At 27.2% G+C, this 15,804-nt stretch carries 14 protein-coding genes; 9 read left to right on the plus strand and 5 right to left on the minus strand.

The window, feature by feature from the left end:
• Position 1: 1 nt before the first annotated feature.
• From SAM46_RS02270 to SAM46_RS02310, 9 genes are all read left to right on the plus strand, one after another.
• Positions 2–1,438 carry an MSC_0624 family F1-like ATPase-associated membrane protein gene (locus SAM46_RS02270; protein WP_078746861.1) on the plus strand — a complete coding sequence of 479 codons (1,437 nt, stop codon included), beginning with the start codon at positions 2–4 and terminating at the stop codon, positions 1,436–1,438.
• Positions 1,428–1,976, plus strand: a complete 549-nt coding sequence (locus tag SAM46_RS02275) for an MSC_0623 family F1-like ATPase-associated protein (RefSeq protein ID WP_078746862.1) — start codon at positions 1,428–1,430, stop codon at positions 1,974–1,976. Before SAM46_RS02270 ends, SAM46_RS02275 begins: the two co-directional genes overlap by 11 nt.
• The gene (locus tag SAM46_RS02280) at positions 1,957–2,874 is read left to right on the plus strand and encodes an MSC_0622 family F1-like ATPase gamma subunit (RefSeq protein WP_078746863.1); all 918 of its coding nucleotides are present in this window, start codon (positions 1,957–1,959) and stop codon (positions 2,872–2,874) included. The genes SAM46_RS02275 and SAM46_RS02280 overlap by 20 nt, the downstream gene beginning before the upstream one ends.
• A complete protein-coding gene (locus tag SAM46_RS02285; protein WP_078746864.1) occupies positions 2,867–3,334 on the plus strand; it encodes an MSC_0621 family F1-like ATPase epsilon subunit in 468 nt (155 codons plus the stop codon). Before SAM46_RS02280 ends, SAM46_RS02285 begins: the two co-directional genes overlap by 8 nt.
• Positions 3,322–5,433: an MSC_0620 family F1-like ATPase-associated subunit gene (locus SAM46_RS02290; protein ID WP_078746865.1), complete on the plus strand. Its 2,112-nt coding sequence runs from the start codon at positions 3,322–3,324 to the stop codon at positions 5,431–5,433. Before SAM46_RS02285 ends, SAM46_RS02290 begins: the two co-directional genes overlap by 13 nt.
• Positions 5,433–6,965, plus strand: coding sequence for an MSC_0619 family F1-like ATPase alpha subunit (locus SAM46_RS02295; protein WP_078746866.1), 1,533 nt, complete (start codon positions 5,433–5,435; stop codon positions 6,963–6,965). The genes SAM46_RS02290 and SAM46_RS02295 overlap by 1 nt, the downstream gene beginning before the upstream one ends.
• Entirely contained in the window at positions 6,965–8,332 is a 1,368-nt protein-coding gene (locus tag SAM46_RS02300) for an MSC_0618 family F1-like ATPase beta subunit (protein ID WP_078746867.1), read from the plus strand. The genes SAM46_RS02295 and SAM46_RS02300 overlap by 1 nt, the downstream gene beginning before the upstream one ends.
• Complete coding sequence (gene mip / locus SAM46_RS02305; protein WP_143826103.1) at positions 8,322–10,517, plus strand: Ig-specific serine endopeptidase MIP; 2,196 nt, start codon at positions 8,322–8,324, stop codon at positions 10,515–10,517. Before SAM46_RS02300 ends, mip begins: the two co-directional genes overlap by 11 nt.
• Before the next feature lie 199 nt (positions 10,518–10,716).
• Entirely contained in the window at positions 10,717–11,283 is a 567-nt protein-coding gene (locus tag SAM46_RS02310; RefSeq protein WP_078746869.1) for a thymidine kinase, read from the plus strand.
• Positions 11,284–11,322: 39 nt separating this feature from the next.
• Here the strand turns inward: SAM46_RS02310 and ylqF are convergent, their stop codons facing one another.
• The 5 genes from ylqF to SAM46_RS02335 all read right to left on the minus strand — a co-directional run bounded on the left by ylqF (position 11,323) and on the right by SAM46_RS02335 (position 15,667).
• Positions 11,323–12,183, minus strand: a complete 861-nt coding sequence (gene ylqF / locus SAM46_RS02315; RefSeq protein ID WP_078746870.1) for a ribosome biogenesis GTPase YlqF — start codon at positions 12,181–12,183, stop codon at positions 11,323–11,325.
• Entirely contained in the window at positions 12,176–12,439 is a 264-nt protein-coding gene (locus SAM46_RS02320) for a DivIVA domain-containing protein (RefSeq protein WP_159442399.1), read from the minus strand. Before SAM46_RS02320 ends, ylqF begins: the two co-directional genes overlap by 8 nt.
• A gap of 1 nt (position 12,440) precedes the next feature.
• Positions 12,441–13,172 carry a TrmH family RNA methyltransferase gene (locus SAM46_RS02325; protein WP_235645888.1) on the minus strand — a complete coding sequence of 244 codons (732 nt, stop codon included), beginning with the start codon at positions 13,170–13,172 and terminating at the stop codon, positions 12,441–12,443.
• Complete coding sequence (locus SAM46_RS02330) at positions 13,147–13,692, minus strand: tRNA (cytidine(34)-2'-O)-methyltransferase (protein WP_078746879.1); 546 nt, start codon at positions 13,690–13,692, stop codon at positions 13,147–13,149. The genes SAM46_RS02325 and SAM46_RS02330 overlap by 26 nt, the downstream gene beginning before the upstream one ends.
• 103 nt (positions 13,693–13,795) lie before the next feature.
• Positions 13,796–15,667, minus strand: coding sequence for a ribonuclease J (locus SAM46_RS02335; RefSeq protein ID WP_078746872.1), 1,872 nt, complete (start codon positions 15,665–15,667; stop codon positions 13,796–13,798).
• Between the last annotated feature and the right edge of the window lie 137 nt (positions 15,668–15,804).

A 15,804-nucleotide genomic window follows, 5' to 3' on the forward strand; every position in this document is an offset into this window, starting at 1 on the left:
AATGAAAAAATATCTTAAACAGAATACTTTATTCTTCTGACAAAATGTTTTTAGTTATATCTTACTTGGCATTCTTGTCTTATTAACTTTATTCTCTTTATCTAATGTATTAGGATGAGAAATTAAAAATACAGGATTAGAAACACCAAAAGCTTTCATGCCAATTGATAAGTTTCTCGATGTTTCCACTCCTGATTTACAAGGACATAATTTTATAGTTATATATAACTTTGTCATACTACTTGTTCCAATGATTCTTTCGGTTTTTTGGATGTATCGCAACAGTACTAAAACTACATTAAGTTTTGCGAAGTACTTACCATGAACAATAAGTTACTTAGGAATATCAATTCTTTCAGTTATCTTATTGTTTAATAATCAAATTACTGAAGAGAATTCGATAAATAGAATATTAATTAATACAATTCCGTTTACTTTATTGATGTTAATAAATATAGGATTTGATATTTATTACTTATTGTATGTAAGAAAAGTTTATAGCATTACACAAACATATACTTGAAACTTCATTATTGCTAATATTTCAAAAATATTACTATTAATATCTGGATGTGTCTTACTATTAGTATTCATTCTAGGAAATACTGCTGAAAGCTTATTTACATCAGCTAATTTATTAAAAGTATGATTTAGAGACTTATTTGTTAATAATATTTTGATTGCAATCTTATTGCTAATTGTATGGAGTACATTATTCACATTATATTTAGTATGTAAAATAGCTAATTTATTTATCTTAAATAAAGATAAAAAAGATGTTAAAGCTTTATCTAAACAATATTTTAGCTTCTCATTTTGAGTATTATTAATATTTACATTATGAATGTTTATTAATGTATTTATGATGAAACTTAATGATGGACCATTATTGGATAGAAAACCAGCTCATGTTTTATGAGCAACTACCTTAGTAATAGCTTTTGTTCTATTAATTCCTATTTACTTTATTTTGAAAAATCCAACGATTAAAAACTTTAATAAAGCCACTCGTGGATTTGGATTAATAATTATAAGTATGATTTACTTAATATCACTACTTGTGATAAGAATGTTAAATGTGGATAAATTTAATAACTATATGGTAGTTATGATAATAGTATTTTCATTATTATCTTTAATGATATTGTGAAGATTACTAAATTATAAAGTTTCATATATTTCAAGATATACATTAATTGTTATGTTATCATCTTTAACTATTGCAATATTCTTCGCTGTTTTAGATGCACAATTACAATCTGCTGGAAATAATTTAACCGCTTCAATTCCATTTAAATTTACTCTAGTTGATACATTTATTATTATTCCAGCTGTCGCTTGTTTATTACAAATTATTTATCAAGGTTATATTTGAACAAGAGCAACATATATTATTTATAAATTTAATAAAAACAAAGGAGTTAGAAATGAAATCTAATATCTTATGCAAAATATTTCATCCAAATAAAAATAAATCAATCAGTAATGATCAACAAGCTTATTTTGACGTTATTGCTAAAGATTTTTACGAAACTAAAAATAGTGCTGATTTCATTTCTTATGAAGCCTTTACTAATCAATTTCTTATCATAAATAACATTAGTAAAAATAATGCACAATGAATTGAACTAGTTGGTCGCAGAGATGCTTTTGTATCTAATAAAGATCAAATTGCGTATCGTGATTTTACTCTTAGTTGAACTATTAATCCTAGATTTAGTTTAACTAATCTAGTTCCTACCTTAAATAAAAATATTGATACTAATGTTAATGTATTAAGCTGAAAAATATCTAATGATTTAGCAACTGATAAAATACTAAATCTTTATAATGATTTCTTAACTAAATATCTAGTTTTAGATAAGAAAGCTGTTGAAATCATTCCAAATATTATTATTAAATATAATGCTGATTTAAGGGTGTTTAATATCTTCTTTAATCCAGGGATAACAAATTATGCAAATCAAGAAAATTAAGCAAAAAGCGCAATCTCTTGAAAAAATTCTAAAAATTGTTGAATCACAAAAAAACATGGTCTTAATCAATATATTAAGACTATCACAACAAATTGGGAGTTATTTTCAAAAAGCTAATCAATCAAAACTATTTATTGATTACTTAGCTAATAATTATTCATTATCAAACCCTTTAATTCAACCAGTAAATAATCAATATTATTGAATCTTTACAAAACTTTTAAACAAAAAAACAAACTCAAATAAAACTATTTGAATTTATGTTACCGAAGAAGAAAAATACGAAACTAACTCATATAAAAAATATGAAGATTATTTAGCTAATAATGTTAATAAACATGACTTGTTTATTTGTATCGGAAAAAGAGCTATTAATTTTGCTACACAAAATCAATATTCAGTCATATTTGAAAGTGAATTTAATGATGTGCTTGCTTTAACAGATATTTTGCCAGATTACTTACTGGCTTATCTTGAAGCAAATGGATTTTACAACATTAAATTTGTACTTAACTCTGCTAAAACCAAAGAATTAAGTCTAAATATTGTTCCATTAAATGATTTAAACTTCGAGTTAGATGTTTATCAAAAGAATACACAATATTTAGATTTAGACAATAAGCATATTTATCCAGATGTTGAAAACTTTGTTCAAGCTGAATTTAAATCATATTTAACCTATATGTGTTTAGCATTACTTAGTGAATCTAACTTGATTTATCAAAAATACTCACTTGTATCCTTGAATCAAAAAATTAATGATCTAGAGAAGAAACAGAAGAGATATAAATTAGAAGTTCTTCGTGCTAAACGTGAATTAGAAGTGGAACAAACTTCAATTCTTTCTAAGAAAAAAGACTTATTACACGAGAATTCTAAAGGAGCTAGTCATGAATAAAATTAAATGCATTTTAGCTTCGCAAAATTCTCAAAGCACACTATATATTTCTAACTTAGCTTTAAATATTAATTTACAAGACAAATGAGATAACATTAAATCAAATTCTGTTGGAAGTTTTAATAAAGTTTTTATCAAAATTAAACTAGAAGATGATAACAATATATATTACATACTAGATAATGCTTTTATTACATATTTAAATGATGAAATTAAAATTTCATATCGTGGAGCATGTAGAAAATACAGGCAAGTTGCTAAAACTAATGAATTTATCATTCAAACTGAAAAACTTCTTAGACAACAAGAAGAAAGATTAAAATACCTTAATGCTTGCGAGCAACTTAATGTTAGCAACATAGATAAAATAGAAATTTATAAATTAAGAAATGAAATATTTATTAATAAAGCCATTGTATTATTTAATCTAAACAAAGAGGAGACATCATGCGAAAAATAAGTAAGTGATTATTGCTTGGTCCAGTTACCACAACTGTTCCATTTGCATTAATGTCTGCTTCTACAACTTCAGATTCAACTAATAATAATAACAATGGTGATAGTGGTGAAAATAATAATATTTCTCCTGAATTTGACCAATTTAAAGGCATTAAAGATAATATTCAAAGCGAGCAATTAGGTAAAATAATTGATCAAGGTATTTTAGATTTACATAATGAGGCTAATTCCTATTTATCTGATTCAGCTAAAGAAGCTGCAGATATCTTAAAAGGTATGTACATTAAAAAAGTAGCTACTTATCTTGAAAAAAATAAAGCAGCTATTATAGCTAACCCAAGAGATAACGGATTCTTTATGTTTTATCCAGAAATTCTAGCTACTTCTAAATCATTTAAAAGTATGGTGCTTAATTTTGATTCTCAATCATTTCAGCAAGTATTAATAAATTCTGATACTAATGCACAAAATCCTTATCTAAACTTACCATTAGTACCTGAACAAATAAGCGATTTAAAAGAATATACCAGTGAAGTGTTGACTAATACATTAACCAAAGATCAATTCACAGCAAAAATTGATGATTATTTTAAAAACTTGCAAGGTGAATTTACAGATATTTTTGATAATGATGATGATATCCCAACTTTTGAAGATACTTCTATAACATTTAATTCTAATGGAGATTTTAACCTTAATAATCCAAAAGGATATTCTTCATGAGATGATTACATTAAATCAAAATTTAGTCAAAGATTTCTAATGTTTGACTTATCACAGAACTCAAAAGAAGATGATAGCCAAGACAAACCACCATCACCTATAATTCCGCCATTACCACAAGTAGTAGATCCAGCTATTTCTAATAATGAAATTGAAAATATCCCTTCATTAAATCCAATTATTTCTTCTACTGTATTTGATACATATACTTCTTTAACTAGTGCTGGAGCAAAACAAAACTTTATTAATAAATTTAATAAAAATCCAAACAAAAATTCCGATAATTATTTCTTCTTCTATAACTCAATTAATACTAGATATAAATATTCAGTTACAGAACTTAAATTAGTTAAAGATAAATTAATTGCTGATGTTAAAATACAAGACCAAATAGCTACAAATAATATTCGTACTTATAGCTACGAAGTAAATGTTTTGCCAAGTAAGCAAGATACTCTTGCAACTCAAGCAGCTTATAATTTAATTAAAAACATTTTTATTCAACTATATAATGCTATGGGTGTTATGGCTAAAATTGATTACCAACAATTAGTCGATCAAGAACTTGCTAATGTGCTATTTAATATGATTTCAAGAGCTGTAAGAAACTCATTCCAAGCGCAATATTTAAAAGATTTAAATGAAATTATTGCAACTTATGGATCATCAGTTAGCTCAATAAAATTAGAAGATAATTTAGATTCAACTTTTGGCGAAAAAATTAATTATTTTATATTATCAACTTTAAAAAATACTTTAATTAATAATGTTTATTACTTTGCTCTATTACCAAATGCTTTTGTTAATACTTACAATTTAATAGTTCAAGGACTCAAAAATAAACTAGATATTGTTAAAGCTAATATCTTAGTGCTAAATGAATATTACAAAGTTAATTATTTTGGACTCGATTGAATTAATCAAGGGTTAGATGTTTTAAACGATGATATCTCATTTTTAAAAGGTTTAGCTATTAATAATTCATTTGACTTGTATTCACAATATCAAGAATATACGAATTTAACTCAAAGAATTAATAAAACTTTTAGAGATTTATACATTATTCTAAATCAACAACCACTTGCAAATTCGGCTGATTATAAACAACAAATTACACAATTAAGAGATTCAATCTTTGCAATGCCACAAATTCCTTATACTCAGCCAGCCGCGAATAAAACATTGTTATATACATTTGCAGGTATTTCATTAGGATTATTTATTCTATTAAGTTTAGCTGGTTCTACATTAACATTAACAAATAAAAAATACAAGATAAAAAACACTAAAACAAAAATTATATTATTAGGATCATTAGCTTCGCTATTCTTAATTTTAGCTATTATTCTATTTACAATAGGACTCGGAGGTCTATAATGAGTAAAACTATATATCCAAAAATTTCAGGTATATTTGACTATGTTGTCGAGGTATCAGGTAAATATCCATATTTTCAAAATCAAGTATTTAAACTTGACTCAAATGAAGAACTTAATCTAATTTTAATTTCAGCCACCGAGGGTAAAGCATATTTATTAGCTGAAGGTAAAGTTGGTGATTTCTTAGTTGGACAAAGTGTTATTCCTTTTACTAGTGAAGATAAAATCCAAACATCACTTCGTTACTTTGGGAAAATTATTGATATTAAAGGACAAGTTCTTTTCCCAGCTAATGTAAAGGATTCTGATATTAAATTATCATATACATCATTAGCATTTAATAAACCAAATGATTTATTATCATATCAGCCATTAGAACAACAATTAAATACTGGTTATATGTCAATTGACTTATTAATTCCAATTGGAAAAGGTCAAAGAGAATTAATAATTGGAGACCGTAAAACTGGTAAAACATTCCTTGCTTTAAATACTATTATTAATCAAAAGAATAAAAATGTTAAATGTATTTATGTAGGAATCGGAAAACAACAAGCTGATATTGCTTCAGTATACAAAACCTTATATGATAATGATGCTTTAGATTACACCATTATTATTAATGCTTCAGCTGAGCAACCTTATGATCAATATTTAGCCCCTTATATCGCAATGGCACATGCTGAAAACTTATCTCACGATAATGATGTTTTAATTGTATTTGACGATTTAACATCACACGCTAATATCTATCGTGAAATTGCTCTCCTAACTAATAAACCAGTTGGTAAGGAAGCTTTTCCAGGAGATATGTTCTTTGCACATGCTAGATTACTTGAACGCAGCGGTAAATTTAAAGGTAGAAAATCAATTACTGCTTTACCAATCTTGCAAAGTGTTGAAAATGATATTACATCATTAGTTGCTTCAAATGATATTTCAATCACTGATGGTCAAATTGTAATGAACACCGATTTATTTGCACAGGGTAAATTGCCTGCGATTGATATCGATCTATCAGTTTCTCGTATTGGTGGAGCTGTACAAAAACCTTATATCGCTAAGGTATCAGGAAAAATATCAAAAATTTATAAAGCTTATAAAAGACAAATTAAGCTCGCATCATTGAAATATGATTTAAATGATGAAACTTCTTCATTATTAAAAAATGGTTCATTAGTTGAACAAATGTTTATTCAAAAAGGAGTTTCAATTTATTCTGAATCAATCATGTTTTTAACAGCTAAATTGATTTCATGAGGAATCTTACAAAATGTTACAAACATTCCAAAAGGATTAAAATTCATTGAAGAATTATGTGAGCAAAACGAAATTGCTAAAGATACATTAAACAGAATGTTAAACAATTTACCATACGATGATAAAATGGCAAAAGAATTCTTCGCATTTGCTTTAGCACAATATGCTAGCTATAAAAACTTAGATTGAAAAGTTAATACAACACAACAATTTATTGCTTTAGATGAAAGAATGCTAAAATCAATCGATCACAAAATAGGAGATAAATAATGAATAAAGGTACAGTAACGAAAATTTGAACAGATGTTATAGAGTTGAAATTTACAAATGATGAATTACCTAAAATAAATAACATTCTTTCATCAACACAAAACGATACTCATTTATTAGTTAAAAAAATAATTAATGAAAATGTTGTCTATGCAGTTATTATTCAATCTAATAAGCCTGTTACTATAAATGAAGAATTCATTGATAGTAAAAAACCATTTATGGTACCAGTAGGTAATAGTGCTAAAAATAATATCTTTGATGTAATGGGGAATTCATTAAATAATCCTGACACAAAATTCAAAACAGTTGAAATGGATTCAACAATTATTGCAAACCATGATTTTGAATTTAAACCAGAAATACTAGAAACAGGTATTAAAGCTATTGACTTCTTTATTCCTATCTTAAAAGGTTCAAAAATCGGAATCTTCGGAGGAGCTGGAGTTGGTAAAACAGTTTTAATGAAAGAAATCATTTTCAACCTATCTAAGAAAGCTAAAAATACTTCATCAATTTTCATCGGTGCAGGAGAGCGTTCTAGAGAAGGTGTAGAACTATATGATGATTTAACTAAATCTGATTTAATGAAAAACTCAATAATGTTTATTTCTAAAATGAACGAAAGTGCTGGAGCTAGAATGAGTATAGTTCCTGTCGGAATTACAGCAGCTGAATATTTAAGAGATAGTGAAAAAGAAAATGTTTTATTATTTATTGATAATATATTCCGTTTCTTACAAGCCGGAAACGAAATTTCAGCTTCACTTGATAAAAAACCATCACTTGGTGGATATCAAGCAACATTAAATACCGAAATTTCTTCAGTAGAAAATAGATTATTCTCAAATGAAAATGGTTCTATTACTTCATTCCAAACTGTGTTCTTACCAATGGATGATTTATCAGATCCATCAGCTTTAGCAGTCTTTAACCACTTAAATGGTTCCCTTGTTCTTTCTCGTGATGTGGTAGCTAAAAATATTTATCCAGCTTTTGATCCATTAGAATCAACTTCAGCAACAGTCGATGTAAATATTATTGGTAAAAGACATTATGATGCAATTTTTGAAGTTAAACGGATTTTACAAAGATATAAAGAATTAGAAGATGTTATTTTAATTCTAGGTATTGAAGAATTAGATGAAGAATCAAAAATTATTGTTAAAAAAGCTTTACAATTGCAAAACTTCTTCTCTCAATACTTCCATACAACTGAACATTTTACACAATCACCAGGTGTATATGTTCCACTTGAAGATACAATTAGATCAGTTGAAAGAATTGTACTAGGCGAATTTATAAATAATAATCCTGAAAAATTCTCATTTATTGCAACAGTAGATGATATCGATAATGAAAATTAAAACTATTAAAAACTTATTATTAATGCTAGCAGGAAGTTCAATTACACTTCTTCCTGTTTCATGTTTCCACACATATCCCGAAAGACCGACAGAACCCCCTAAGGACCCAAATGTTCCCCAACCAGTAGAGCCACCTAAAAAAGATCCACACGAAGGTGATCCAGTTGACCCGGGACCAGTTATTCCACCTTTGAATGGCGGTGGTAATAATCACAATATTCCAGATAGTACAACTCCATCTAATGCTGATAGCGATAGTTATATAAATGCCAGCTTATTAAACAAATATTACTATGATGAAACTCCATATATAAATGCTTTAGTTAGATATCTATGAGGTAATGATCAAAGTGCATATGAAGAAATTTATCAAACATATGATAGAAATCATGTTCAAAACTTTGATAATTCTGCTTCTGATAAATATCCAGCCTTTCTTGATTCTTATGCTAAAAACTTCTCTGTTACAAATAATAATAATCAACTAGTTATTAATCCATTAGGACAATATTTAAGACGTAAATATTGAGCAGATCCTACAGGAGATCGTGGTACTGCTAGATATATTCCTAATGAGTACTATAAAAATGTTTTAGCAGAATCATATTCAATTATGATTTCTAATGCTAATAAATATTTAAGTAATGCTTCTGGTCAAATTGCTGACAATCGTTTCTCTCAAGGTACCGCATGAATACTTGATTATCATACAAATACACAAAATCAAATTGATAAACTTTATTTAGCAACTAACTTGCACGTGGCTGCAGATATCATTTCTCCACAGCCTAATGATTCAATTTATACTAATGTATTAAGTGATTCAGCAATGAAAGCAAATGCTGATTCAGTAATTCAAGCCAAGACTAAATTAAATCAAATTGAAGGCCCTGTTGCTAAAATGGAACAAGAACTGCAAGATATAGAAAAAAAATATGGAAAAGATTCTAAAGAGTGAAAAGAATTAAATCAAAAATTCGAAGAAGCATTAGTTCCTTATAATGATGCTCTTAAAGCATTTAAGCAAGCTGAAGGTAATATTACTGGAATTACCACTTTAATTCGTTTAGGGCACTTTAATTCTTCAACGCCAATTGGTAATGAATTAAAACAAACTAATAAAGATACACACGCAGATATCTTTGAATTTGATCCCAAAGATGTCAAAATAATATATGCTGGTACTAACTTTTTAAATTCATCGCCTTCATCATATCTTGATGCAAATTTACCTTATAAAAATTTAGAAGAAATGGCTGATTTTGCTGTATTAGAATTTAATCTAAATACAAATCAAAACGTTTATAACTATTTAACACCTAATGATGATGAAGGTTTAGATTACAACTCTTTTAATAATTACAATGACTATATCTTGTATTTAACATCAGCTTATCAAAATAAAGATAATCAATCTAAACCAGCTAATTATGATTTATTAACAACTTATGATGACTTATATAAAGAAAAATTAACTGTTGATAATAAACAAGTAACTAAAGTTGATTATAACTTCTTGGCACTAGGATTCCCAAATGCTAAAGATGATGATGATTTAGTAAATTCATTAAGCAATAAAAATGATATTCCATCATTAGCATTTACTTCTTCGGTGTGAGTTAATAAACCTTCTAAACATAGAAAAGATAATAAAAACTCTTCACAACTAGGATCAGGATTATCTCAAAACTTAGCTCTTCGCACCTTTATTGATAAACCTGGTCTTACAGATATTATGATTTCGAACCCAATAATAAATGTTACTGACCATAAAGGGTTTGAAGTTAAATATCTTAAAGAAAAAAATTCTCCATATCAAGGTAATAGTTATATAAATTATGGATTAGGTTATGTTCTTCAAAACTGACAACCTGCTCCTGGTGGGTCAGGTTCTTCAGTTAGAGATCTTAACGGAAATATAATTGGTATTACTTATTTAGCTGCTGATACCAATTTAACTTCATTAGTTTCTATTTCCCAAGCATTAAGATCACCTGGATATAATTACAATGGCCAATATGGTAATTATAATTTAGAACAATATGACTTAATTTATGGTGGTGGTCAAGACCAAAGAACTTCATACCGTCAAGCATTACAATTAATATATGGAGATTCATATCAAACTAAATTATTCCCTAATGGTGTTAATATAATACCTGATGAATATAAATTTAATAAATAGTAAATTCCATAGGTTTAATCCTATGGTTTTTCTTAAAACAAGCTTAATAAGCCAATTAGCAAGATATGAAAAATACATTTTCCATATTGATTTAAGTTATAAAACTACCTGCTAATAGCTAAAAACACAATATGGAAATGCGGTATTTAAAATTAATAATGTATAGTTTAAATACATAATAATTAAGGAGTATAAATAAATGTTTTGAAAATTGAAACAAGGATATTTATCTGTTATAACAGGTCCTATGTTTGCGGGTAAATCTGCAGAATTAATTAAACGATTAACTACTTTAAAAATAGCAAAAGTAAAATTCGTTGTCTTTAAACCAGAATATGATGTTCGTTTTTCTAGTGATGAAATTGTATCTCGTACGGGCTCAAGATTAGAATGCATCAAAATCAAATCACCACAAGATATTTGAAAACATATTGATTTTGGTGTGAAAGCTGTAGCATTTGATGAAGTACACTTTTTTGATGAAAATATAGTTGATCATATTCAAGAATTATTAAATCGTGGTATTAAAGTTATTGTCTCTGGATTAGATATGGACTTTAGAGGTAAAAGCTTTAATACTACAGGTAAATTACTAGCATTAGCAGATGAAATAACAAAGCTTAAAGCTGTTTGTGTTAAATGTTATGGTCAAGCTAATATGTCTTATAGAAAAGTTAAATCAGAACAATTACATCTATTAGGTGATGCTGAATATGAAGCTAGATGTAGAATATGTCATCAAAAAGATAGCAATAAAACGAAATAGCAAATAAAATCCAACCATGTTGTTATGGTTGGTAATTTTTTAATCATAAGTTACATCGTTTAAATTCTTAGCTCAATTAATAAATAATGTGTAAGCACGAGATAAATCAGCTTTTCCTTTATCTTTTAAAATACTATTTAATAAAGCATATTTGTGAAATTGTGCATATATTTCAACATCATCAATAGAAGGTTGTAAACCTAAATTAATTATTTTATCAGGATAATATTTGGAGATTAAGGCATAAATTTTAGTAGCGCAAAATTCTTGTGGGAAGTTTTCTAATTTAATTGCTCCAGTAACTAATAATTTAATTGCATTTTCTTGATCATCAAACTTTGGAAGTAAAATCCCTGGAGTGTCTAAAAATAGAAATTCTCCATTGACTACTCATTTTTTCTCTCTTGTAACACCTGGATAATTAGCTACTTTTAATGTTTTTTTATCTGAAACTAGATTGATTAAAGTACTTTTTCCACAATTAGGAACTCCAACAACAAATGATTTAATTCTAGTAATCAGCATACCTTTAGCTTTATTTCTTTGAATTTTTTCATTCATAACCTTTTTAATAGCTTGTAAAATAGGTTTTTTTGAACTTTGCTTTCTTAAATCAAGTCATAATAGATTTTCACCTTTAAATCTAGTTTGAATCATGGCTTTTTTGCTTTTGTCCATTAAGTCAGACTTTGTAATAATAAATAATCTAGGCTTATGTGGTGCTATTTTATCAAAATCCTCATTATATGAGCTAATTGGGCATCTAGCATCTAAAACAACAATGAAAAGATCAGCCAAATTAGCATTTTCACGTAAATCTTTCATTGCTTTGGCCATATGCCCAGGATATCATTGGATTAAATTTTGGTATTTATTGTCTTTTTCTAATTCATTATTCATATATTTTTTCCACTTCTTTTGATAATCTATTATTTTCTTCCTCTAACATTTGATTCTTTTTTAATTCTTCAAGATACAAATCTTTATATTCATCTAGTTGTTGTTGTAATCTTTTGATTTCGTTTTCTCCGTCTAATAAGTTGGTAAAAATAAATTGTAAAAAATCATCTACTTCACTTTTGTTATATCCCTCTAGATTTAGATTAAACTTTTTATTTTTAATTAATTCACTTAATATTTTGTATTTATCTTCCATATTAGTTCTCATTTCTAATTTTGTTCAAAACAATTGCTGTTGCACAAGCAACATTTAAACTTTCAAATGAAATTGGGATATATATAAACTCATCACTAATTGATTGAATTTCTGATGTAATACCATTTCCTTCATTTCCAACAACTAAAACAAATTTTTCTTCATTGAATACTACGTGATTTAACTCTTTAGCTTTTTCATTTAGCACAGTAGCATAAATCTTGTAACCATTATTTTTTATTTTGGATAATAAATTAAATCCATCTTTAGTTCCAATGATGTCAGTTTTAAAAAATGCACCCTGTGATGATCTAATTGTTTTAGGATTAAAATAATCAAACTTATTAATAATTACAGTATCAATATCAAATGCTTGAGCTAATCTAATAATAGTTCCTACATTACCCGGATCTTGTAATTCATCAAGAAATAGAACCTTACTTCCTATTTGATTATTATTAGGAAATTTACATACTCCAATAATATCTTGGGGTGTTATTGTATCGCATAGATATTTCATTAATTCTTTTGTAATCAAAATCGAATCATCATATTTTATTTTTTCAGGATTAGATTCATAAGTGCTTAATAATAATCCTGAATTTTTAGCTTCTTGAACTAAATGATATCCTTCAACAATAAATTGTTGTTCTTTTTGACGATATTTTTTATTTTCAATTAGTTTTTTTAATCTAACTATTTGATTATTACTTTTGCTCGTTATCTTCAACATAATCTCTTAAGAAATATTTTCCCTTTTCAACTTCGTAAAGTGATAAATCTTGAAAATCTAATTGTCTCATAACTTCAAATCCAAGAATACTTACACAATTACCTAAATTAATTGATCTCATTGCTGATACCATTGGTATTCTTAAACAATCATCTAAATGATCTTGCAGCACCTTTTTATCAATCCCTGTTGATTCGCGACCAAACATCAATCATATTTCACCAGTATTTTCAAATTCTTTTTTGTAATTAACATCTGTATAAGATTTAAGTCCATATCTTGTGATATAAAAAATTCTTTTATTACCGTATTTTTTAGCAAAATCTTCATATGATGCATGAACTTCATGTTCAATATCTGAAAGCATTCTTCCAGCTCCAGCTCTTCTTAATCATTTTGGATGAAGATCAAAACTAATTGGTTTAATGATGTGTAATTTTGCACCTATTGCAAAACAGGTACGAATAATATTTCCGGTATTTGGACAAATTTCTGGTTGATATAAAACTATATTTAACATATGTATATTATACATTGATATTGAACTATTACTTATTAGTTTTATCCCTTGCTTCTAGGCGAAAAGAAAAAATACCCAAAGCAAAAGTGCTAATGGATATTTTTTAAATTTCATCTTCTTCATCAATATCTAATTCATCGTTTTCAACATCACCAAAGATTGATTTTCTTGTCTTTTCAAGTTCTTTAGCAAGTGTTTTACGAAGTTTTTTACCATCTGGTGCTACAGCATCAGATACATCACTTTTATTATTTGTAAATTTAATTTTAGCTTTTTCTAATTTAGGTTCTTGTGGTTCGTTTGTATAAATTATTGTAGGGATAATAATTGGGTCTCTACGTTTTTCTTTATAGAATAAAGTTGATAAACGTTCTTTAATAATTGTTTCTAATTCTTCAGTTGTTCAATTTTCATTATTCTTAATATGATAAAGAACAGCACCATGAGCAACTCTTTTGGCTTCTTCAACTAATTCTTTTGATGTTTTAACGAAAAAACTTCCACGAGTTACAATTTGTGGTCTTTGCACAATTGAATTTTTATTCTTATCAAGGATAAAAATGATATTAACAAATCCGCTATCTTTTAATTGTGCTCTATCAGTTAAAATATGTTCAGAAACTGATAAAACAGTGTTCCCATCAATAAAAATAGGTCCATAATTAATAAATCTATCAGTTGGTGTAATTACATTATTTAGCATTTCAAACACTTGACCTTTTTGTGGAATTAAAACATTTTTTTCTTTTACACCATTACGCATAGCTGTTTTTCCATGCACTAAGCACATTCTATAATCACCGTGGTATGGGAGGAAATATTTAGGTTTTGTTAATGCAAATATCTTGTCATGTTCTCATTGATAAGCATGCCCTGAAGTATGTAAATAACCATCTACACCATTTTCTTTGATGATTGCTCCTAATTTATATAATCTGTTAACAAGTAATTCAACTACCATTCTGTTTCCAGGAATAGGGCTAGATGAGAAAATAACAACATCACCTTTAGTAATTTTAATTGTTGCATGTTTTCCATAGCTCATTCTTGATAAAGCTGCTAATTGTTCCCCTTGTGATCCAGTTGTTAAGATTACCAAATCAGATTCTTTGACATTGGGTAAATCTTTCTTATCAATCAAAACATCATTAGCAACATTTATGTAACCTAATTTACGTCCAATTTTAACACCTTGAATCATTGAACGACCAAAAGTAATAACTTTTTTATTTAATTTAGCAGCTAGTTCAATAATAACTTTAACACGTGTTAGGTTTGAAGCGAATGCAGTAATAATGATTTTTCTTTTTGCTGCTCTCATGTGACGTTCAATATCGGTTAAAATATCTGATTCACTAGGAGAGTGATTAGGTCTCATAGCATTAGTTGAATCTGATAATAAAGCGGTTAAACCATCTTTACCTATTTCATCTAATCTTGCAAAATCTGTGTAATTTCCTATTGGTGTATAGTCAAATCTAAAATCCCCGGTACACATTAATGAACCATTTGGAGTTGTTATTCTAACACCAAAAGCATCAGGAATCGAGTGTTGAGCAGTTCAAAAATCCACCTTACAATTTTGTGGAAAATTATATACATGATTCTTTTCAATTTCGATAAATTCAATATCTCTATGAATTCTTTGTTCATCAAATTTAAGTTTTAAATATTGAATTGCTATACGTGGAGCAAATATTTTGTTAACTCTAGTTTGCTGCACTAAATAAACAACTCCTCCAATATGATCTTCGTGACCATGTGTAATAAATAATCCTTCGATAGTTTTTTCAGGTTTATTTAAATATGAATAATCAGGGATTATTCCTTTAACACCAGTGTTAAATGTATCAGCAAATTTAATTCCTGAATCAATAATGAAAATATGGTCTTTATGATCGATAATTAAAGTCGATTTACCTATTTCTTCTACTCCACCAAGAGCAAAAATTTCAGTAGGTTGCTTTTGTTTCATAGTTTCTCCTTAAAGCAAATATAAAAAGAGCATTATAGATGCGAAAATTTTATTATTATAATCTTGAAATGATTGAAAAAATACTATCTGTATTTATCTTTTATATTATATAGAAAATACATTTTTCACTGTCTAAA

This window comes from Mycoplasmopsis verecunda (assembly GCF_033546915.1).
Classification (GTDB): Bacteria; Bacillota_I; Bacilli_A; order Mycoplasmatales; family Metamycoplasmataceae; genus Mycoplasmopsis; species Mycoplasmopsis verecunda.